The sequence below is a fragment of the Pedobacter jamesrossensis genome (assembly GCF_042650905.1).
Classification (GTDB): Bacteria; Bacteroidota; Bacteroidia; order Sphingobacteriales; family Sphingobacteriaceae; genus Pedobacter; species Pedobacter jamesrossensis.
Genome location: NZ_JBHSBY010000038.1, coordinates 20512 through 43569 on the forward strand (window position 1 = coordinate 20512; position 23058 = coordinate 43569).

Sequence of the window (23058 nt, forward strand, 5' to 3'; positions counted from 1 at the left end):
CATATCAAATAAAACGGTTAAATTTGATATTCACAAAAGTGTTCATTCATTAACATGGCAAAACCAAAAGAGGCTAAAAAACCTAGTGTTTTTAGTTTACTTGCATCATACAAAGGCTTAATTTTTTTGCTGATTTTATTCGCTTTATTAAGCAATGGTATTAATTTATTACTGCCCAAAATTATTGCTCACGGTATCGATTCGTATACAAACAAAACTTTCGATTTAAATTCAATTTTAATCCAATTTGCAGGTGCAATTATATTGGTTTTCATCTTTACCTACTTGCAAAGCATTGTTCAAACTTATGCATCTGAGCGTGTGGCAAGAGATTTAAGAACCAAACTTTCTGACCAAATTTCGCATCAAAGCCATGCTTATGTTCTTCAGGCAAATCCATCAAAGTTACTTACAAACCTCACATCGGATGCAGATTCGATAAAAATGTTTGTTTCGCAAGCAATAGTTTCGCTAGCATCATCTATCTTTTTGATTTTTGGCGCAAGTATTTTTCTGTTAATAATTAACTGGAAACTTGCGCTTTGCATCATTGCAATTGTTCCGATAATTGGTGGTGCCTTTTTCTTTGTTTTGAAAAAAGTGCGGGTGTTATTTATCAAAAGCAGGGAAGTAATCGACTGGTTAAATAAAGTAATTAGTGAGAGTATTTTTGGTTCAGCATTAATACGGGTAATCAACTCGCAGCAGTTAGAATATAATAAATTTTTAGATGCAAATGCCAAAGCCAGAAATTTAGGTTTATCTATTCTTCGTCTATTTGCGGGTTTAATTCCAATTATAGTTTTTGTGGCCAACCTTGCAGGTTTAACCATTTTAGTACTTGGTGGGCATTTCGTTATAACGGGTAGCATGACTTTAGGAGAATTTGCTGCATTTAACAGCTATTTGGCATTAATTATCTTCCCAATTTTAGTAATTGGTTTTATGAGCAACGTAATTGCTCAAGCTACTGCATCTTACCAAAGAATTGAAAGTGTATTAAATGCACCAGAAATTAAACATCCCGGTACGCTAAGAAATGAACTTAGTGGAGATGTTGAAGCTAAAAATATTTCATTATCATCAGGGCAAAAACTAATCTTAAAAGATATTTCTTTCGCCGCAAAAGCTGGCTCTAAAACTGCAATTATCGGCCCAACGGCAGCTGGAAAAACACAACTCCTTTATATTTTAACTGGGTTAATAGAAGCCAATAGTGGCGAAATTCTTTTAGATGGCAAAGAAATCAAGAACTACAATCAAGAAAATTTTCATAAACAAGTTGGGTTCGTTTTTCAGGATAGTATAATGTTTAACATGAGTATTCGCGAGAATATTGCTTTTAGTGATACAGTAACGGATGAATCTCTAGCAAAAGCTATCCAAACTGCCGAATTAAAAGATTTTGTAGATGCTTTGCCTGATAAATTAAATACCATTATATCTGAACGTGGAAATAGCCTTTCTGGTGGACAAAAACAGCGGATTATGCTGGCGAGAGCTTTGGCGGTTAATCCAAAAATTTTATTGTTGGACGATTTTACTGCTCGGGTTGATACCAACACAGAAAAGCAGATTTTAGAGAATATCCAACAGAATTATCCAGGATTAACATTGTTATCCGTTACACAAAAAATAGCATCGGTAGAAAATTACGATAAAGTTATTTTATTAATGCAAGGCGAAATCATTGCCGCCGGAACTCATCAGGAATTGCTAAAAAGCAGTGCCGAATATGTTCAAATTTACAATTCACAACAGAGCACCAGCAATTATGAAATACAATCTTAACCAGATAAGCGAAAGTCAGGAAAAGCAATCGACCTACAAAGCGCTTAAAAGATTGCTGAAATTCATTTCTGAAGAACAAAAAAATCTATGGCTTGCACTCATTGCCATCTTGGTTAATGCTGGTTTGCTTTTGCTTGGTCCGCTTTTGGTTGGCCATACCATCGATACTTACATTCGCACCAAACAATTTGATGGAGTATTGCTTTTTGGAGGAATCTTATTAGTGATGTATATGATTGCGATGATTACTGGCTACACGCAAACAAAACTAATGGGCGGTATTGGCCAGAGAATGCTTTTTGCACTAAGAAATGCAATTTTTAATAAGCTACAGGAATTACCTGTTTCATTTTTCAATCAAAATAAAGCTGGCGATTTAATTTCTAGAGTAAATAGCGATACTGATAAAATAAACCAATTTTTCTCCCAGTCGTTAATGCAGTTTGTAAGCAGTATTGTAACCATGATTGGTGCTGGCATTTTTCTGCTATCCATTAATTTAGAACTTGGTGCTGCGGCGCTTTCGCCAGCGGCTGTAATCGTATTATTTACGGTTGTGTTATCGCCTTGGGTTAAAGCAAAGAATGCTAAAAGTTTAAAAAGCACGGGCGGTTTAAGTGCCGAAATTCAAGAAAGTTTAAACAATTTTAAGGTGATTATCGCTTTTAACCGTCGCGATTATTTTAGAAAACGTTTCAATGAAGCCAACAAAGAAAATTATAAAATGGCAATTGGCGCTGGCTTAGCTAATAATATTTTTGTACCTGTTTATGGTTTACTTTCCAGCTCAGCACAATTAATTGTTTTGCTATTTGGTATATATCTAATTTCTATTGGTAACTTTTCTTTAGGCTTATTAGTAAGTTACATTTCGTATTGTACAAATTTTTATAATCCTTTAAGGCAATTGGCTGCCCTTTGGACAAGTTTTCAAGTGGCTATGGCGAGTTGGGATCGAATTTCGCAAATCCTATTGTTGGATAATAATCTGAATCAGGTTGAGGATAACCAAACTGAAAAATCAGATGCTTTGCTAGAATTTAAAAACGTTCATTTCTCATATGATGATTCTAAAGAGATTTTGCATAACATTAACTTACGATTCGAAAAAGGTAAAACTTATGCCTTAATTGGACCTACAGGTGGTGGGAAAACAACAACTGCATCTTTAATCTCTCGTCTTTACGATGCTACTAAAGGAACGGTTTTGTTAAATGGAAAAGACATTCGTTCATTCTCTGCAGAAGAACGCACCAAGAAAATCGGTTTTATTTTACAAGAACCATTTTTATTTACTGGAACAGTGAAGGATAATATTCTTTATGGAAATAGTCAGTATAGAGATGTAAGCGATGATGAGCTAAAAAAAATTATTGAAGATGCTAACCTAAATGCACTTTTAGCCATTTTTGATGAAGGATTGAATACGCAAATTATATCAGGTTCTGATAGTATTAGTTTGGGCCAAAAGCAATTAATTGCTTTTATGAGGGCTGTTCTTCGTAATCCAGAACTGTTGATTCTAGATGAAGCTACAGCTAATATTGATACTATTACCGAACAATTACTCAGCATTATTCTGAATAAATTATCAAAAGAAACAACTTTGGTTATCATTGCACATCGTTTAAACACAATCGAAAATGCAGATGAAATTTATTTTGTAAACGAAGGTGAGGTACAAATGGCAGGAACACTTAACGATGCTTTGGATATGTTATTGAAAGGCAAAAGGGTTAGTTAATCGGAAACTCATCAATTATGTAGAAAACTCGCGATTGACGAACAGTTTTTCACAACATTTTTACTTGCAAACCAATTGATTAATCCCCACTTTGCAAGCCCAATAAAAATCATTTATGAAAAAATATTTAATCCTTTTGGTATTTATATCCATTTCGATAAGATCATTTGCTCAATCTGCTCATCCAATTTTTGTACAGGATAGTTTGAAATTAATTTCTTCTCAATTTGCATTTACAGAAGGTGCTTCAGTTGATAAGAATGGAAATATATTTTTTACCGACCAACCAAACGATAAAATCTGGAAATATGATATCAATGGAAAGCTAAGTTTATACATGGATAAATCGGGGAGGGCTAACGGAACTTATTTCGATAAAAAAGGAAATTTAATTGTTTGCGCTGATGAAAATAACCAAATCTGGTCTATAGATAAGAACAAAAAAATAAAAGTTTTATTTACAGATTTTGAGGGCAAAAAGGTAAATGGTCCGAATGATATCTGGCTTGACAAAAGGGGGGGGATTTATTTCACCGATCCGTATTATCAACGTGATTACTGGACGAGAAAAGCACCTGAAATTGTTGGAGAAAAAGTTTATTATCTTCCAAAAGGGAAAAAGGAAGCAGTTCTTGTTGCAGATAGCTTAGTAAGGCCAAATGGAATTGTAGGTACGCCCGATGGTAAAATTTTATATGTTGCCGATAGGGTTGCCGATGTAACCTATCAGTACGAAATAAAAAATGATGGCTCGTTGAGCAATCGAAAACTAATTTTAAAGCAAGGCTCTGATGGGATGACCTTGGATAGCGAGGGAAATATTTATATAACAGGAAAAGGTGTTGATATTTATAAACCAACTGGCGAAAAGATTGGACACATTAATGTGCCAGAAAATTGGTGTGGTAACATTTGTTTTGGTGGTAAAGACCGGAACATCTTGTTTATTACGGCTTCTAAATCACTTTATTCAATCAATACTAACGCAAAAGGAGTAGAATAATTAAACGATTGGTAATTCTACGTAGAAAGTAGTTCCGTTCGATGGAATGCTTTCAACCCAAAGTTTACCCCCGTGTGCCTCTACAATTTGTTTAGAAATTACAAGTCCCATTCCGAATGATTTTTCTCCTTCTGTACCTGCCCTTTTTATATCTTCAGATATTGTAAAAATGGTACTGATCATTTCATTCGGAATACCCATACCTTTGTCTGTAACTGTAATCAAAACCTTATCTATTTCTATATCAAGGTTAACATTTATTTCTGATTCTGGATAACTAAATTTAATTGCATTGGTGATTAGATTACTTACAACCCTCCAAATTTTTTCTCTGTTCAGATTAAAACTTATGGACCTACTCTTTAGAATGATTTTTTGCTTTTTCTCATCAGCTTTGTATTGCAATAGGTTTACACAATAAGTTAATAAAGTATTTAAATCAACAAGTTCTTTATCTAGTTCTCTTACAGTAGACTCTCTGTTTAGCAGCTCATTAACAAACTTCAAAGAATCCGAACCAGAAGATTTAATTAAGCTTATCATTTGCAATTCCTCCGTTTGTAATTTCTCATCCTCCATCATAAATCCTGCTAAACTTACAATTGCTCCAATGGGGCTACGTAAATCGTGGGCAACAACTTTCATTACGCGTTTGTTTTCTTCCTGACTTTGCTCTAAGGCGTTTAGTGTGTCTTGAAGATTTAGATTCTGCTCATTAACTTGCTTGTTTAGTAATGTTAAAGGTATATTGGTCTTTTTTGAAGTTTTAAAATTCTTCCACATTTGATAAAGAATAAAAGAAGCCATAACCGAAAAACCAACTGCTAAAATTAAATACAGGCTATTTAATTGATTTTCTTTTGTGAGTAAGCTTAACTCATAATCTTTTTTTAAGTTAAAAAATTCATTATTTGCATCAGCTTCATTCAGTTTTCTTTCTTTATTGTTTATTTTTTGCTGCAATGTTAAGAAACTATTTAGGTACCGACTACTTTCAGCGTACTGATGAGTAAAGTTTAAATAATCAATATTTAATTTTAGCCATAATAACTCGCATCTTTCATTGGGTATCGAATCTATTTGAATTCGAGATTTATCAATTAAAACTTTTGTTTTTTTTAGTTCTCCTAAATTAAGATATAATCTAGCCAATTTTAGCTGAGCAACCTGGGCATTTCGCTTTTCAATTCCTACAGAGCCATTATTCTCAATACTTTTATTAAAATAAAATTCTGCTTGTTCATTTTTGCCACTATCCAGATAGATATCACCTATATTATGAAAAACAACGCCTCGAGCCTCTCTTATGAAATTCTTTTTACTTGGAAATCTGTAAGCATTTTCATCTATAAATTTCAATGCCTTTTGATAGCAAATAAATGCGCTATCCGTCATTTTAATGTTTTGGTAGCTTAAACCAGCATTGTCTAGTGCACCTTGTATTTCTTGGTAATTTTTAAAGTTGGTTTCGCATTTTTGTTTGCCACGATATGCCTCTAAATACAAATGCGCTGCTTGCTTAAATTTTCCTTGTAAAAAGCATAATGCAGCAAAACGATTATAAAAATCAGATTTATCACAATCTGTTAATGTTTTGTCTGCAAGTATTTTGCCTGAATAGAAATATTTATATGCCTGGTAGTAGGCTTCGTATTCCAGCTCTATATCACCTTTAAAAATATATGATGAATAAAGTTGTTTATTATATCGCTCTTCTACTTTGTTATCTTTGATAATATTAAACATGCTATCAGCATAAATTTTTGCTTTAGCTAAGCCTGCAGTATCATTTTTTATTCTTAGCGCTAAAAAAATTCTTTTCCCTTTTAGATTATACTTTTGCCACAAATCTCCGATTCCTGGGTTTTTTAATGTATTAAAAGATGAATGTAAAAATGAGTTTGCTTTGTCTGGCTGTTCTAAATCGTAAAGATTAGTAGCCTCGTCAATAATCTTATCTACAGCTAACTTATTGTCTGGATTATTTTTTAATGGTGGTTTGCAAGACCAAAGTAAAATAGATAATAGAATTATTATTGTTCTATTATGAACCATAAGCTTGATATGATATTGAATTTGTATTTAAATTCAAATATATCGCTATTTAATTGTATTTTAAAACTATAAGGAATGTTTGTTGCTTGTTGTTTGAAAAAATCGACTTCGAATGTTACTAAGCCAGCCTTTTTTATTGCATTGATTTGTAGTGGATTACTTAGTCTATTTTGTCACTTTTATAAATTATTACCTCATCAATAATTGCCTTTGATTCATTTTGAAAAGCCTTTAGATAAGGTTGTTCGTTATATAAGTTTAGTCCATTTTGGTTTGCCCATGTTTCATTAAATATGAACATATTTTCATTTTCTGTTGATTGTAACAAATCAACCGATTTTAGGCCAAACTATATCGTTCCTAATATGAGTTCTATTCTCAGATGTTTAAGTGGAGGAAAAGGTTTAGTGTTAGTCTGAGGGTTAATTTATTTCATAAAATCAATATAAGTGACGTTAACAGTAAGTAAACTAGGGGAATGAATGATTATGTTCTGTGAAGACACAGACCATGGATCAGCTTAGATTTTCTTAGATACCTTAAAACATCAGTTTATATAACGTCAATTGTAGCTTTATAGATTCTAAAATAAGTATCCTTCGACTGTGTTCAGGATTGACAGGCTAGCTAAAAGCTGAAATCCTAAAGAAGAATGCCATGCTAAAATATTCTAAGGTTTCTTAGGTGGTAAACATAAGTATCCTTCGACTCTATTCAGACTAAAAGAGGCTATTCGTAGCTTAATAGGATGATTATAAAATCATATGATAAAATTGCCAGAGCATAACTCTGGCAATTATTTAACCTAACTTTCTTCCTGTATTAATAACATTTACGCCATTAAAACGTGTAGTTGCACTACCATGAGAAACCGCACTTGCTTGTCCTGGCTGACCCTTTCCATCAGAAAAAGTACCACCCAAGCGATAATCATTTTTATCACATCGCTGAACACAAGAATTCCAGAATTCCTGTGTATTTGCTTGATATGCTGCATCCTTTAACATACCAACAATTTTGCCCTCTTTAATTTCGTAGGCTAACTGCGCACTGAATTGGAAATTGTAACGTTGCTGGTCAATGGAGTAAGAGTTTCTACCAAACATGTAAATACCTTTCTCAACATTTTTAACCATCTCGGCGGCACTTAAGGCGGCATTACCAGGGGCTAATGAAACATTTGGCATCCTTTGAAATTGAATACTATCCCAGCTATCTGCATAGCAGCAACCCTGAGATTCTTTCAGTCCTAAAATATGTGCCTGATCGCGGATTGTTTGGTAATTAACCAAAATTCCATCTTTAATAATATCCCAGTTACCGCACTTTACACCTTCATCATCATAACCCACAGCGCCTAAAGAACCAGGTTCAGTTTTATCTGCCAGAATATTTACTTCCTTACTTCCAAAGTTGAATTTTTTTGATTCCCATTTATCTAGCGTTAAGAAACTAGTTCCTGCATAATTTGCTTCGTAACCTAAAACTCGGTCTAATTCTGTTGGGTGACCAACAGATTCGTGGATGGTTAAGAATAGGTGAGAAGGATCTAACACCAAATCATACTTACCTGGGGCAATTGGTTTAGCTTTAAGTTTTTCATCGACATGAACGGCAGCTTCACGAACATCTTCTAAAATATCGTAACGCTTTTTGTACATGGTTACTGGGCCACCTTTAATTTTTTCTTCATCCCTCGGTTTTAAGTATTCAAAACCCATTCCCATCGGAGCGCTTAATGCATTTCTGGTTTCAAATTTGCCACTTGCCGCATCGGTTTTAGTTAGAGTGAAAGTTGGCCAAATTCTGTGAATATCTTTGTCTATGTACGAACCATCAGTAGAAGCAAAATATTTCTGTTCATTTATCATAAATAAATTCGAACTAATAAACTTTGCCCCACCTTTCATAGCTTCGCTATTCACATTTAAAAGCAAATCGACTTTGTCTTTAATGGGAACTTCGAAAGCATTAATTTCTACAGGTGTTTTCCAGCTAACATCGCCAAAGCCCTTTTGAGCAGCTAACTGAACAGGTTCTTCCATTAACTTAGAATTGCCCTTTGCAATTGCTACTGCAGCTTCGGCAGCTTTTGCAATGCTTGCATTATCTAAATTATTAGTTGCGGCAAAGCCCCAGCTTCCGTTAGCAATAACACGAACACCTAAGCCATAAGATTCTGAATTGGAAATGTTCTCTACCCGTGTTTCTCTTGTAGCTACAACTTGATTTAGGTATCGGCCAATGCGAACATCGGCGTAGGTTGCGCCTTTGGTTTTTGCTGCGTTTAAAGCAACATCGGCCATTTTTTTCTTCAAGGCTACATCAACAGGTGTTAAAGATTCTTCAACAGAAATAATTTTGCCAAAGGCGGATAGGTTCGGAAGAATGGTTGTACCCACTCCAACACCAGTCATATATAAAAAATCTCGTCTTCTCAATTTTTGTAATTTTGATGGTAAAAAAACAGCGAAGAAATTAATCGTCGCTGTTTTTAATTATTTAAATAGCATCAGATAATGATGTAAATGTAAAATCACGAATTTTCATTGGTGGAATCATACCTGTTCCGGTTCTTACTGGTTTGCCTAATGCCTCAACATTATTTAGCATAATTACCGGACTTTCGTTAAACCTGAAGTTTTTAAGTGGGAATTTAATTTCGCCATTCTCAATATAAAAAGTACCATCACGTGTTAGTCCTGTAAGCAATAAAGTTTGAGGATCTACCGAGCGGATATACCAGAAACGAGTTACTAAAATCCCTTTTTCTGTACTCTTAATTAGGTCTTCCAATGATTGGTTCCCACCTTCCATTACAATACTACGGCTAAAAGGAATTGGTTCTACATTTTTTTGAGCAGCCCAATATCTAGAATATGATAGATTTTTAACCACACCTTTTTCTACCCATTGTGTTCTTTTTACAGGTAAACCATCGCCTGTCCATGTAGAAGAAGGTAATTCAGGATTCATTGGATCTGAGTAGATGTTCACATTTTCAGAAAATAATTGTTCTCCTAAACGTGTGCCACCTCCTTTTTTACTCATAAAGCTACGGCCTTCGTCTGCACTTCTAGCGTCAAAACCTCTAAACATATTGCCAAGCATATCGCTTGCTGCTAAAGGTTCTAAAATAACAGTGTATTTACCGGGTTCAATAGCTTTTGCACCTGCCGAACCATTTGCTTTACTTGCAGCAATTTTACTTAAAGCAAGTGTATCCATTTTTGCAAGTTCATTAAAATCTTGTTCTACATAACCAGAACCCGTTCCTTGCTTATTTCTAACCGTAACGGAGAATGAAACATTCGTACCTTTATTATATGCAAATAAACCTTTGGAGTTCATTATCGCATTAAAATTCGTAGAGTTTTCTAAGAAACCTGCGGCGTCTAAACCTGCAGCTTTAGAAACACCTAAACTTTTTCCAACCATTTCCGCTCTGGTATCAGGCGTAATAGCTGCTGTAGCGGCATTAAATGTTTTAGATTCTGCAAAAGTTTGTGGGCCTAAAAGTGGCATAAACTCAGGGTTTTCGGGCGCCAACATGGCTAATTCTTCTGCTCTTTTTACAACTTTTTGCAACGATGCATCATCGAATTCATTTATTGTTGCAGAACCAGTTTTTTTACCAAATGTAGAACTTACACCTAAGCTCATTACACTAATTTGGCCCGCTGTAGAAACTGCATTACGTGCATAACGAATGTTTCCTCCGTCTGATCCCCTTAAACTTACTTCGCAGGAATCTGCTTTTGAAAAGCCAATTACCTTTTTTAATATCGCTTGGGCTTCTTCTTTACTTAATATGGCCATAATTATATTTTTCTAGCTGTATTTATAACATTAACTCCATTAAACCTTGTAGTAGAACTACCATGAGAAACGGCACTACTTTGACTTGGTTGACCTTTTCCGTCGTTAAACGAGCCACCTAATCGGTAATCGCTTTCATCGCAAATTGCATTACAAGAATTCCAGAATTCTTGGGTATTTGCCTGATAAGCAACATCGTTTAACATGCCAACAATTTTTCCTTCTTTAATTTCGTAGAAAATTTGTCCACCAAATTGGAAATTGTAACGTTGCTGATCAATAGAAAAACTTCCATCACCAATGATATAAATGCCTTTTTCAACATTTTTAATCATATCATCAACGCTAAGTTTTTCTTTTCCCGGTTGAAGTGAAACATTTGGCATACGCTGAAACTGCACATCATCCCAACCTTGAGAATAACAACATCCGTTTGATTCGGTTAAACCTATGATGTGTGCTTGGTCGCGAATTGCTTGATAACTTACCAATGTACCGTCTTTAATCAAATCCCATTTCTTGCATTTCACACCCTCATCATCATAACCAACTGCACCTAATGAGCCAACCTGGGTTTTATCTGCAACTATATTTACTTTATCACTTCCGAATTTGAATTTTTTAGATTCCCATTTATCGAGTGTTAAGAAACTTGTACCAGCGTAGTTTGCTTCATAACCCAATACTCGATCTAACTCCGTTGGGTGACCAACTGACTCATGAATGGTTAACCAAAGATGAGATGGATCTAAAACTAAATCGTATTTACCAGGTTCAACAGATTTTGCTTTTATCTTTTCAGTAGCTACGCGAGCAGCTTCCTTAACATCTTCAAGCATATCGTAGCGGCCTTTATATCGAGTTACAATGCCAGAAACTTTATCTTCCGGGCGTGCATGCATGTATTCGTAACCCTTGCCCATTGGCGAACTGAGCGAGTTGCGGGTTTTAAACTTGCCCGATTCTCTATCAATTCTGGTCACATTAAAGTTAGGGTATATACGATGAACATCCTGATCGATATAAGAGCCATCAGTTGATGCAAAATACTTTTGCTCATTAACGGCAAAAATTACAGAGTTAACAAAGTTAGCGCCATTCTGCATGGCAACATCGTTAACATTAAGTAGTAAATCTACTTTTTCTTTTACCGGAACTTCGAATGCATTAATTTCAATTGGTGTTTTCCAGCTTACTTCGCCATAACCCTTTTGAGGGGCAAGTTGCACAGGTTCGCCCCCAATTTTAGCATTTGCTTTTGCAACAGCAACGGCTTGTTCTGCGGCCTTAGCAATTGCATCCTTAGTAACATTGTTTGTTGCGGCAAAACCCCAGCAGCCGTTAACTAAAACGCGAATACCTACACCATAAGATTCTGTGTTTGCAACACCCTGAACGCGTTTTTCGCGGGTTGCAACAAACTGGTTTAAGTAACGGCCAATGCGAATATCTGCATAGTTTGCACCTTTCGATTTTGCTGCATTAAGTGCAACATCAGCTAGTTCTTTTTTAATTTTTACATCAACTCCATCCAGGGCCTGTAGTGGGTCTATGGGAGTTCCGAATGCGGAGAGGTCGGGAAGCATTAAAGCGCCCATACCCATTCCGGACAAATAGAGGAAATCTTTTCTTTTCAATTGGTTCAGTTTAGGTGGTTTACGATTACAAGATAGCCAATTGTATAATGAATTGACCTATTTTGAATATAACATTTTAGTTTCAATCGGTTATTTATCTTTGATGATACGCGATTCGTACCATAAAAAAGCTGCTGATAATAAAAATCCGGCAAAGAAATACCATTTAGATACTTCGTTATAGATAATCTGATTGGTTTTTGCATTCTTATCGCTTACATCAACGCTATTTTTTAAAAATTGCTCTCTAGATTCTATTTTTGCTTGATTTTTTAATGATTGCCAGTCATTTCTCTGATAAACATAAAATGATTGATTAAGCTGATTAACCGATAAATTATTCCAACCTTCTTTTTGTGGCCATGAAATTGCATCCCATTGAAATGGCAATTCCATGTTTTGACGAGGACTCAGCTTTACGTCATCAATTTTTATTGAAGGTATTTTATTTTCCTCACTCAAATCTGCAATAAACCTTATTTTTTGATTAACGACAGGGAATTGTGGAATTATTCTTAACGATTGTAGTTCTAATTTTTTACGAGCTATTTTAGATAAAAGAGTAGACCAATAGTCCGTATAATCTGCTTTTTTTCCAGATAAAAGCCAATTATAGGTTGCAGATAATGATGAAATTATGATTTTGCCAGCACCACTAATTCTGCTATTAACCAAAATTTTATTAGTGTTATCGGTAATTAATGGTTGGTCATTAGTACCTGCTTTAAGGAATAAGTTTTGTTCAATAGGTAACTTTGTTAGTTTAGAATTTTCGTCTTTTATGTTTAGGCTTAGCGTTTTTTCTTTTAGTGCAGGAGTTTCGTAACGACTGAATTTTGCGCTTAAAGTGGTTGTTGGTTTAACAGTTGAGATCCTAATAAATAATCCCATTCCATTGCTAGCAGCATTATCAATAGAAGAGCGCTCTTCGGTGTTTATGGCAGCTAGTTCCTCTTCATCAATAATTAAAACATCAAATCTTTTTAATGTAGTGCTATTAATTCGGTTAAGATTCAAACTATCCATATTCAGGAAATCTGTGCTGTATTTGTTTTTGCTTATCTGACTTCTAAAAGCTAAAGGATATTGATTGTCATAAAGCCATTTTTTTAAAAACTTATATTCAAAATCTGGAAATGAAGCTAAGATTAAAACCTTCATCGGTGGTTGCTCTTCAACAATAAATGGAACAGGTTCTTTAGCAATCGTATCGCCTTCCTGTAGTGCAATTAATTGATATATAGCTTTTCCAGTTTGCTTTGGCTTATTTTTAAAAGAGAATGGTGATGTAGATTGCGCATTAATATTAACCGAATCGATTGTTGAACCTAAGCCTTTTAATATAAGTTTAACAGGTTTTTTGCCTGCGTTTTGAAAAATTCCCTGAACCAGGAAAGATTTAGTAGCTTTTATTTTTGGCTGCCAGTTAGCCGAAATTATTCCAGTGGGATTTGCAGATGGATGAAAGGAAATCTCATACCCTTTAGAACTTTTTAATTCTGAATCCGTTAGCCCATACCCGTAAATGTTAAGTTTTTTAATCGTTGTGTTGGCCTTTAAAAAATAGGAGAGATTTTCAATCGATTTGGCTTTACTGCTTTTTAATTCAGTAGCATTGGCGGATGATAAAATGTATTTTTTGCCTTTAATTTTTGAAACAGAATCGGGATTTGTTCCATCCGTTAACAAAAAGATTTCGTTTGCCCGCTGTTGCAAATGTGTTTCATATTTTATTGGAATGATTAATAAGGCAAAACAACCAATTGCTAGAACAGAAGCTAAAATCCTCCAGATTAATCTGGATTTATCGGTTCTTTTAAATTCTTTGAACAGACTAAATGCAAGCAATATTAAACAAACAAGAATAGCGATGTATTTAAATTCCATATATCTATTTCCCTGTTTTATTTAGGTTTTTGAAATAACCTTGATACAAAGACGAAGCAGGTTTTGAGCTTTGAATCTGTGGTTTAGAAAATTCGAATTTCAGCATGTTTTGTATTGCAACTTGTGCGATATCAATATCTTTAATTAAAATTTTATTGCTTGAAGATAATTTTCTTAAACTGGTTAAGGCGTTTAAATAGGTAGCCGGATTGTCTGCCGCCGAACCAATCATATATTTCTCCGTTTCACTCAACAAAAATCTATCATTAGTTGTAAATTTTCTGCCTTCTTTTCTGCTTTCTAAAAGTGAAAGTGTGTTTTTTAAATATGCGTTTCTTAACTCTTTTTGCTCAAAACTCATTTTTTGAACAGGTTGAGTAATTTTATCTAACTCTCCACTTAGCCGTTTTTCTGGCTTTAATGAAGCCGTTTTTACGTTTGTTTTTGCCACATAAGCTCTCGATTTTTGCTGTAAATCTTTAAGTAATCTAAGTGCTTTGTATTCGTATGGTAAAGCTTCTTGTGGTTTATATGTTCTCAATCGCAATTCCGAATTCCACATTTCAGTTAAAACGGCTTTTAGCTGGGCTTTCATTTCTGGCTCAAAAAAGGTAGCATCTTCAGCGATATCGTGTTTGTGAGAATATTTATCCATTATAGCGGTTACATCACCAAATTTTTCCTCTGTTTCTTTATGCTCACCATGTTCGTCGTGGTCATCATGGTCGCCTCCAATTTCAGTCTCATTTTCTTCACCCAAAAACTGCCCATATCTTAGCCTTAATAGTTTTTGATCAATTCCTAAATTGTTGCTGCGGTTTTTGAAAGCTTCGGCTGGGATAGTACTTTGTTCTTTAAGCAGTTTTTCTGTGTCGATAATAATTTGCCGCTGACTTCTGAAGTATTCTGGAACCAGATTTACGCCATTTGTCATACCGACTAAACTCATCAATTCAGTAGTATCTACAATCGAAACAAAATAAACATCAGAACGGCTAGACTGACCATGATTATCCATCGCCTTGATAAAGAAATATAGTTCGTCGCCGGGTTTCATTCCCAGAGTTTTTAAATCAATTTGTTTTGTTAAGGATATATTTTTTCTATTTCCAAAATTTGTATCGAATGATATTTTTTTCTCTGTAAAACTTACACCTTCACCTTTTCCACTGGCCATTGTTGCCGAAATAAAAGCATCTTTTATTCCATATTCATCATTTAAAGTTGCATTTAAGGTAAACTTTTGGGGCTTGCCAATATCAATTGTTGTACGTTGTTTTGGCTGGGTAATTTTGATATTAACAGGCAAGTCTGGTATAACTTCTATTTGATATAAGTCTGATTTTTTGCCATCTAATTCCAACTGATAAAAACCAGCCTTATCTATTGTTTTTGAATAAGCAAAACTACTGGAAGTTGAATTTGTAGGTTTTAATGTCGTTATTTCTTTATCATTAAAAATGATTTTAAGCTTTTTAATGGCAACATTTGTTTCAATTTTCCAGTTAACTTTTGCACCAGTTTCGGCTTTTATTGAGAATTGCTTTTGTGCTCTGGCATTATTTCCTGTATAAGCTGGCGGAGTAATTGTAGCGCTGAAATCCGAAATCTCGACTGGGATTTGCTCTTTTATTCTAGGAATTGAATTTTGCTTTTGAACAACAGATTGTTCTTTTTTAGTTGAAACAGGAACTTTTGAAACAATAAAACTTATTAGTAAAGCTGCAGCAAGAATTCCTAAACCGATGTAAAGTCTTTTTAAAGGTTCTTCAGGCTGGCGAATGGTTGGTAATACTGCCTCAATTTTGGTTCTTTGAAATTGCTGTAATAATGAAAGTTCTGCTGGGTTTTTTAATAATAAATCGGCACTTTCTTCAAGCTCAGGATATTGATTATTAATGTATCTGGAGATATCGACATCGGTTGTTTTCCAAATAGGCTTGATAAACAAAATAAGCACTAAAATTAAAGTAAACGCAATTGCAAAAATCCAAGCCGAAAGCTGAAGCATATAAATGCCAATTGCAGATAAAATTAAGGCAATGGCCAAACTGATAGCAATTGTTCTAATCAGATAAAGTGCAATCCACTTTATTCTTAAGTTATGAATCCAATCTTGTCCTTCAGTTTTTAACATAACCTGGTTTTTTTCTGAATGATAAAATGCGTTCGAGCGCTAAAATCAACAATGCAGCAGTCCAAAAAATATAGTTTACAGGTTCATCTGTTGTAATATTTACCTGCTTTTCTCCTTTGTTTATTTCAATATTTTCCGTTTGAATTAAAGGCATTTTTCTTTGGTCGTTGAGATTATCTTCGAAACCGAAATCACTATTTTTTTTATCCGTAATTACAATTGGCATTATGGTTTTTACAAAAATTTCATTCCATACCAAATCATTCCACTGTGGATTTAATCTGCTGTAAAAGTGAAGAATATTTAAACGATCCTTTTTTTCTTCTGATAGAATTGAATTTCCGAAGCCATCGGTCCATAATTTTGTAAATGGTTTAGCAGATGTCAGTCTCTTGTTTAAATCAACGCTCCCGGCTTCGGTATTAATGATTGATTTTTCTGAAATAATTTTTCCTGTTTCATATTCAAAAAGGCTTCCACCTGCTTTGATTGAATTTTTAAAGCTATTAGATACTGCTTTTTCAGATAACCAAAAACCCACATCGAATGATTTATTTTGTTGATTGATTTCAATTTTTCTTTTACTAAAACTAGAAATAGCATTTAAAGCAGCTTTTATATATTTAGCATCGTTACCAGTTTCATCATAAATTGTAACTGAAATCACTGAAGTATTCTCATTATTTAAAGCATTATAATAAACAGAAGAAGGCGTAGATTTTGCTTCGTATTTTTTGTCGGCAAATTGTGTAATCCAATTACTTATTGTATCAGTTTGGTTTATCGGTTTCCAGTTTAATTTATAATTAATTGAAGGTAATTCATCATCAAATTGATTTAGAGGTTGATTCGCATATAGATAAACTGAAGAACCTGATGGAATTTTACTGTTAATTTCACTAATTAAAGCGCTATATTTTACTTCATTGGCTTGTTTTCGGTTTTCCGGGGCTATTGTGTCTTTTAGCGTCAGTAAATCAAATCCCAGATTAAAATCGTGTATCTCGTAATTAATTTTTATTAATGAATCTATCTGCTTTCGGTTATTTTTAAAAACTTCAGGGAATTTAGATTTTTCAACCAGAATCCATCCACCTTTATTTTTAGAATTTATAGTTTTTCTGATATAAGGTTGAGTCAAAAGAAAAGCAATTAAAATAACTAAAAGACAACGTAAAATAAAAAGCAACCAGTCGGTAATGCGAAAACTTTTAGAACTTGTACGGGCACTAGCACCCAATAGCGAAATGCTGCCAATTTTTAGCGTTTTACTTTCTTTAACATTCCATAAATGGATAATTAGCGGAATAATTAAACCTGCTAATGCGAGTAAACCGATGGGATATAACAATTGCACAGGCTAAATTCTAAGTTTACTTCTTTGTTTTAAAAAATCTCTTAACGCTTGATCTAAAGGCTCATCAGTAGAAATTGTTCGGTAAAAAATTCTTCTGTCGAGCATTTTAATTCTTGTATCTTCTAAATAAGCATTTAGCTTGTTTTTATATTCTGTTCTTGCTTTCGACTGGTCGATTTGAATGGTTTCTCCGGTTTCCAAATCTTCGAATGTAGAGTAACCTTTAAAATCTAAATCGAGTTCGTTTCTGGAGAGTATATGAAACACAACAATTTCGTGGCGAAGTGTATTTAAAGTATCCAGAAGATGAATAATTTCATCATCTGTTTGATATAAATCGGTAACAAAAATTAAGAGCTCTCGTTTTTGTGCACCAGCAAAAAGTTCCTTATAAAATATTGGTTTGGTAAATTCTCCATTAGGATTTATATTTTCTAATTGATAAAATAGTCTTGCCAAATGTTGATAATCCTGTTTCGGTGTCATTGAAAAAATACCCGAATTTTTAAGAACATACAAGCCTATTGCATCTCCTTGTAAATTAGCTAGATAGGCGAGTGAAGCGCCTAGATATCTTGCGTATTCAATTTTGGTAAAATCTCCATCGCTATGATTCATCGATGCGCTTGCATCAATTAGTATGCGAACCGAAATATTGGTTTCTACCTCCGATTCCCGAATATAATAACGGTCAGAACGGGCAAACATTTTCCAATCCAAAGAGCGTAAATCATCGCCAGGCTGGTAGCTTCTATATTGGCTAAATTCCAATCCAGGCCCTTTAACCGTACTTTTATTAATGCCACTCATAAAACCATCGATTGTCATTTTAGCAGACAAATTCAGGTCTTTAATTGCCATTAATACTTTTGGATTGAGCAGTTTACTCATTAAATATTAGCTTTTGGTTTTGATATTGCCTTAATCAATTCATCTGTAACTTTATCCGATGAAACATTTTCAGCCTCTGCTTTAAAGTTCATTAAAACCCTGTGTCGAAGTACTGGATAAGCCATTGTTTGTAAATCGTCCATAATTACAGCATATCTACCATAGAATAACGCTCTGGCTTTTGCGGTAAGAATTAAGGCTTGACCAGCTCTTGGTCCGGCACCCCAACGTACCCATTCTTTAACAAAAGGTACAGTAGTTGTATCTGGTCTTGTTGCCCTAATAATTTCGCTTACATAGGTAATTAAGTCATCGCTTATGCTTACCTCGCGAGTTATTGCTTGTAACTCTTTAATTTCTTCGGCACCTATAATTGGGTTAATTGTTACTTTCTTAGCACCAGTTGTGCTGCTTAATATTCTTGACTCTTCTGCCGCAGTTGGATAACCAATTTTAATATACAATAAGAAGCGATCGAGTTGTGCTTCAGGCAGGGGGTAGGTGCCCGCTTGTTCTATTGGGTTTTGTGTTGCAAGGATGAAAAATGGTCTATCTAATGGATAAGTTTGTCCGCCGTAAGTTACTTCGAATTCTTGCATGGCTTCTAAAAGTGCCGATTGGGTTTTTGGAGGCGTTCTGTTAACTTCATCTGCTAAAACAATATTTGCAAACAAAGGCCCTTTGTTAAATTTAAAGAAACGCTTTCCTGTAACATGATCTTCCTCCAAAATTTCCGTTCCAACAATATCGGTAGGCATTAAATCGGGTGTAAACTGAATTCTTCTAAAAGATAAATCAAGTGCTTGCGACATGGTTTTAACCATTAAGGTTTTCGCTAAACCCGGTACACCTTCTAAAAGGCAATGTCCACCAGCCATTAAAGCAATTAACATTTCTTCGATTATTACATCCTGCCCAACAATTACTTTTTGTATTTCGCTTTTTAATTGGGAGATCTTACTGATCAATATTTTTAAGTTAGTTTCTGAACGCTCCAAAACAATAGTTTTTTTAGTTTGTATGAATATTGTGCCTCAATATAGCGCATTAAGGCATATATTTTTCGCTATAGTGAAAGAATATCAAAAAATTTACAAGATTCTCTCGTTAAAAACATTAATTAATAAAAATTGACACTAATTTAGAGCGATGCAAAGATCCAGATTTACATTTGCTAGGTTAAAATACAACTCGGGCGATTGGGATACCGACCAGCGTATGCCTTCGAATGTATTAAATTCTTTATTAGAGTACACTACAATTCCACTCGATGAAGAAGAAAAAATAGTAGAGTTGAGTAGCCCAGACTTATTTAAATATCCATTCTGTTATTTAAGTGGGCATAAACTCGTTCAATTTAACCAGCAAGAAGCCGCTAATTTTAAAATGTATGTTCAAAACGGTGGGTTTGTTTTTGTAGATGATTGTAATCATGATATTGATGGTTTATTTGCCCGTTCTTTTGAAACTCAGATGAGTAATTTATTTGGAGCATCGGCCTTAAAAAAGATTCCGAATAACCATGCTATTTATAATTCATTCTTTAAATTTGAAAAGGGGCCACCCACTACTTCTTTCGAATTAAATGGCTGGGGAGATGATTTGGTTCACGATTATTTGAAAGCTGTATCATTTAACAATAGAATTGGTGTTTTGTACAGCAATAAAGATTACGGATGTGAATGGGACTACGATTTCAGAAATAAGCGTTTTCTTGCAGAAGATAATACTAAGTTTGCTGTAAATATTATTTTATATGCCATGGGCGTAAATAGTTAAATCTTAAAAAAGTCGAAATTTTGAAATATATATCAATTAAACTACTGCTTGTTTTTGCAATTTTAGCCATTGCATCAGGAAATGTTTTTGCAGTTAAAACATCCTATTATTATCAATTAAAAGTTTACCATTTAAAAACTAAATTGCAGGAAACCAAAGTTGATAACTATTTAAAAGATGCATATCTACCCGCATTGCATAGGGCAGGAATTAAAAGCATTGGCGTTTTCAAGCCTATTGTAGCAGATACTTTAGAACAGTTGATTTATGTATTCATTCCTTTTAAAAAATTTGATGATATTATTAGGGTAAATGAAGCTTTAGCAACAGATAAACAATACCTGAAATCGGGAGCAGACTATCTAAATGCCGAATATAATTCTGCACCCTACACAAGAATAGAGTCAACTTTGCTCAAAGCCTTTGCGGCAATGCCAGAATTTGCCGTTCCGAATTTAAACTCGCCGAAAAGCGAAAGAGTTTACGAATTAAGAAGCTATGAATCGGCTACTGAAAAACTTGCAACAAATAAAATTGAAATGTTTAACGATTATGAAGTTGATATTTTTTCAAAACTGAATTTTAATGCAGTTTTCTATGGTCAAGTAATTTCGGGAAGTAAAATGCCTAATTTGATGTATTTAACTACATTTAATAACAAAGCTGATAGAGATAAACATTGGGCAGCATTTGGCGACGATTACAAAAAGATAAGTGGCTTACCACAGTATCAGCACAATGTTTCGAAAAATGTAACCTTGTTTCTTTACCCAACAAATTATTCGGACTTGTAATTTACGCTAACCCAAATAATTCATATCCTCCTTAGAAATAGAAATTTCTGCTGCTGCTATATTTTCTTTAAGATGATTAATTGAGGTTGTGCCTGGGATTGGTAAAATTAATGGTGATTTATGTAGTAACCAAGCAATATTCATTTGGGCTGTACTTACATTATATTTTTTTGCAATTTCTTCTATTTTTTCCTGTTTTCCGCGGTTAGGTGTCCCAAGTAAATTTGAGCCCCTGAGAATTTGCTAAACGCCTTTTTTAATAAATTTGTTTTCAAATATTCAATTCTAAGACTTATGTTTTAATCTTGGGTGTCCCAGTGCGGAAAACAGGATTAATGGTGATTTATGTAGTAACCAAGCAATATTCATTTGGGCTGTACTTACATTATATTTTTTTGCAATTTCTTCTATTTTTTCCTGGCCTTTTCCTAATGATGTTTCTAAAGAGAAATATGGAATTAGTGGTATTTGATTTGCCTCAAGTAAATCGAAAATTTCTTCCGCTCCAGCACCACCCATTGGGCCTACTAGAGTTGTACGCTGTGTGTAGCCGTATAAATTTTGTATTGTACTTATTCTACCCATTTTTATACCAGTTTCTAATTGTTCCCTAGAAACATTGCTTAAACCAACATGAGCTATTTTTCCTTCCTCTTGCATTTCAAAAACGGCACTTAACGACTCCTCAAAAGATGTTTGGCTGCCAGGCATATACCTAAAATGAACTACGGCGAGTTGTTCTAATTTAAGTACTTTAAGGTTGTTTTCTACGCTTTGCCTTAATTGTTCTGGCGTACTAAAAGTATTCCAGCTGGCATTTTCTTTACGCATTGCGCCAATCTTGGTTCCAATTATTAAATTATCATTATATGGATAAAGGGCTTCAGCAATCAATCGGTTGGTTACATCCAAACCGTAATAATCTGCGGTATCAAGGTAATTTACGCCCAATTCTATTGCTGTTTTTAAAATTTGCAAAGCTTTGGGTCTGTTTTCGGGTTCTCCGAAAAAATGTTTACCAGTAAGGCGCATAGTGCCATAACCAATACGATTAGCGTCAAAAGGCTTACTAGAGTTTTTGCCTATCTTAAGTATATTATCCATTTTTATGTTTAAGAAATTATCGAGTGCAAAAAAAATAAACAGACTGACGCCCTTATTGTTTTAAATCTTCGATAAACATTAAACCTTATCGGAGTGCTTTTAACTTTCTAAAAATCAAAACATTACAGCTTGATTTTGGTTGCTATTGAAAGAACTAAAATTTACAGATTATGACTAAGCGAATATGTGTACTCGAAGATAATGACGATATCATAGAAATCATAGGCTTCATTTTAGAGGAAGAGCACTACGAAGTAAAATACTTTAAAAATATACAGGATTTTAAAAAAGGTGCAAATGCATTTCGGGCAAATTTATTCTTGCTTGATGTAATGTTGCCTGATGGAAATGGATTAGATTTATGTTGCGAATTAAAGGCAAATAAGGAAACTTCGAACATGCCAATTGTAATGATGTCGGCTAATTTTTCTGACGCAGAAATGAGAAGCAGATGTAATGCAGAAGATTATATTAATAAACCTTTTGATATAGATGATTTTGTGAGCAGAGTAGATGCTCAAATTCATTAAAGCTCAAAAGTCTTTAAAATTTAATTATTCAATATTTCCTAATGGGATATTTTATGTACATTTGTTGTCTTGTTTCTCAATTGAAATTGAAAACTCGAAACTGGGGCCGTTCTTGGATTTGACAGGGTGGCGAAGGTTATGTTAGCATGCAGTGCGTTGTACGGAGAGCACTTAAAGTGAACGTTCACATTTTAGTTGGCGAAAATACTTACGCCTTAGCTGCTTAGTTTAGAACTAAATAGCTTTTGTCCCTCTAATTGCTGCATTGTTAGGTTAGAATCTGGGGCATCGAAATAACAAAGCTGGCTTTAAGGAGATACGACTTAAAGTGAGATAAAGTATCTAAGGATTTAAATAAGGTCGGTTTTCAGCCCGTTTATTTCCCGAAAATTAATTGAAAAATAAGCATGTAGAAGGTATAAGTTATCTCACAACTGGACAAGGGTTCGACTCCCTTCGGCTCCACTGGAATCAGTACTCAAATTTATCAAAAAACACTAAAAGCCTGCAAATCAACGATTTGCAGGCTT

At 34.2% G+C, this 23058-nt stretch carries 17 protein-coding genes and 1 other RNA gene; 7 read left to right on the forward strand and 11 right to left on the reverse strand.

Annotated elements, in window-relative coordinates; genetic code table 11:
• Window positions 1-54: 54 nt before the first annotated feature.
• The 3 genes from ACFOUY_RS08575 to ACFOUY_RS08585 all read left to right on the forward strand — a co-directional run bounded on the left by ACFOUY_RS08575 (window position 55) and on the right by ACFOUY_RS08585 (window position 4538).
• Entirely contained in the window at window positions 55-1791 is a 1737-nt protein-coding gene (locus ACFOUY_RS08575) for an ABC transporter ATP-binding protein (RefSeq protein ID WP_378960094.1), read from the forward strand.
• Window positions 1736-3535 (forward strand): ABC transporter ATP-binding protein, encoded by a 1800-nt coding sequence (locus tag ACFOUY_RS08580; RefSeq protein WP_378960095.1) that lies wholly within the window; start codon window positions 1736-1738, stop codon window positions 3533-3535. The genes ACFOUY_RS08575 and ACFOUY_RS08580 overlap by 56 nt, the downstream gene beginning before the upstream one ends.
• Before the next feature lie 115 nt (window positions 3536-3650).
• The gene (locus tag ACFOUY_RS08585) at window positions 3651-4538 is read left to right on the forward strand and encodes an SMP-30/gluconolactonase/LRE family protein (protein ID WP_378960096.1); all 888 of its coding nucleotides are present in this window, start codon (window positions 3651-3653) and stop codon (window positions 4536-4538) included.
• Here the strand turns inward: ACFOUY_RS08585 and ACFOUY_RS08590 are convergent, their stop codons facing one another.
• The 9 genes from ACFOUY_RS08590 to ACFOUY_RS08630 all read right to left on the reverse strand — a co-directional run bounded on the left by ACFOUY_RS08590 (window position 4539) and on the right by ACFOUY_RS08630 (window position 19319).
• Window positions 4539-6593, reverse strand: a complete 2055-nt coding sequence (locus ACFOUY_RS08590) for a tetratricopeptide repeat-containing sensor histidine kinase (protein WP_378960097.1) — start codon at window positions 6591-6593, stop codon at window positions 4539-4541.
• Window positions 6594-7393: 800 nt separating this feature from the next.
• On the reverse strand, window positions 7394-9034 hold the full coding sequence (locus tag ACFOUY_RS08595) for a TldD/PmbA family protein (RefSeq protein WP_378960098.1): 1641 nt from the start codon (window positions 9032-9034) through the stop codon (window positions 7394-7396).
• A 61-nt stretch (window positions 9035-9095) separates the two neighbouring features.
• Window positions 9096-10412, reverse strand: coding sequence for a TldD/PmbA family protein (locus ACFOUY_RS08600; RefSeq protein ID WP_378960099.1), 1317 nt, complete (start codon window positions 10410-10412; stop codon window positions 9096-9098).
• A 2-nt stretch (window positions 10413-10414) separates the two neighbouring features.
• Entirely contained in the window at window positions 10415-12049 is a 1635-nt protein-coding gene (locus tag ACFOUY_RS08605) for a TldD/PmbA family protein (RefSeq protein ID WP_378960100.1), read from the reverse strand.
• A 90-nt stretch (window positions 12050-12139) separates the two neighbouring features.
• Entirely contained in the window at window positions 12140-13936 is a 1797-nt protein-coding gene (locus ACFOUY_RS08610) for a hypothetical protein (RefSeq protein WP_378960101.1), read from the reverse strand.
• Window positions 13937-13940: 4 nt separating this feature from the next.
• Window positions 13941-16073: a DUF4175 family protein gene (locus ACFOUY_RS08615; RefSeq protein ID WP_378960102.1), complete on the reverse strand. Its 2133-nt coding sequence runs from the start codon at window positions 16071-16073 to the stop codon at window positions 13941-13943.
• On the reverse strand, window positions 16060-17430 hold the full coding sequence (locus ACFOUY_RS08620) for a BatA domain-containing protein (protein ID WP_378960103.1): 1371 nt from the start codon (window positions 17428-17430) through the stop codon (window positions 16060-16062). Before ACFOUY_RS08620 ends, ACFOUY_RS08615 begins: the two co-directional genes overlap by 14 nt.
• Window positions 17431-17433: 3 nt before the next feature.
• Window positions 17434-18321 carry a DUF58 domain-containing protein gene (locus tag ACFOUY_RS08625; protein ID WP_378960104.1) on the reverse strand — a complete coding sequence of 296 codons (888 nt, stop codon included), beginning with the start codon at window positions 18319-18321 and terminating at the stop codon, window positions 17434-17436.
• The gene (locus ACFOUY_RS08630) at window positions 18321-19319 is read right to left on the reverse strand and encodes an AAA family ATPase (RefSeq protein WP_378960105.1); all 999 of its coding nucleotides are present in this window, start codon (window positions 19317-19319) and stop codon (window positions 18321-18323) included. The genes ACFOUY_RS08625 and ACFOUY_RS08630 overlap by 1 nt, the downstream gene beginning before the upstream one ends.
• Before the next feature lie 151 nt (window positions 19320-19470).
• Between ACFOUY_RS08630 and ACFOUY_RS08635 the strand changes: the two genes are divergently transcribed.
• Together ACFOUY_RS08635 and ACFOUY_RS08640 are read left to right on the forward strand one after the other, a co-directional pair.
• Window positions 19471-20100, forward strand: a complete 630-nt coding sequence (locus tag ACFOUY_RS08635) for a DUF4159 domain-containing protein (protein WP_378960106.1) — start codon at window positions 19471-19473, stop codon at window positions 20098-20100.
• 20 nt (window positions 20101-20120) lie between these two features.
• Window positions 20121-20894 (forward strand): NIPSNAP family protein, encoded by a 774-nt coding sequence (locus tag ACFOUY_RS08640; RefSeq protein WP_378960107.1) that lies wholly within the window; start codon window positions 20121-20123, stop codon window positions 20892-20894.
• 6 nt (window positions 20895-20900) lie between these two features.
• Here ACFOUY_RS08640 and ACFOUY_RS08645 read toward each other — a convergent pair whose 3' ends face one another.
• The gene (locus ACFOUY_RS08645; protein WP_378960108.1) at window positions 20901-21038 is read right to left on the reverse strand and encodes an aldo/keto reductase; all 138 of its coding nucleotides are present in this window, start codon (window positions 21036-21038) and stop codon (window positions 20901-20903) included.
• Window positions 21039-21179: 141 nt separating this feature from the next.
• On the reverse strand, window positions 21180-21998 hold the full coding sequence (locus ACFOUY_RS08650; RefSeq protein ID WP_378960109.1) for an aldo/keto reductase: 819 nt from the start codon (window positions 21996-21998) through the stop codon (window positions 21180-21182).
• 170 nt (window positions 21999-22168) lie between these two features.
• Here ACFOUY_RS08650 and ACFOUY_RS08655 point away from each other — a divergent pair, with 170 nt between their 5' ends.
• Together ACFOUY_RS08655 and ssrA are read left to right on the forward strand one after the other, a co-directional pair.
• Complete coding sequence (locus ACFOUY_RS08655) at window positions 22169-22528, forward strand: response regulator transcription factor (RefSeq protein ID WP_378960110.1); 360 nt, start codon at window positions 22169-22171, stop codon at window positions 22526-22528.
• 102 nt (window positions 22529-22630) lie between these two features.
• Window positions 22631-22996, forward strand: a transfer-messenger RNA (tmRNA) gene (gene ssrA, locus ACFOUY_RS08660).
• Window positions 22997-23058 lie beyond the last annotated feature (62 nt).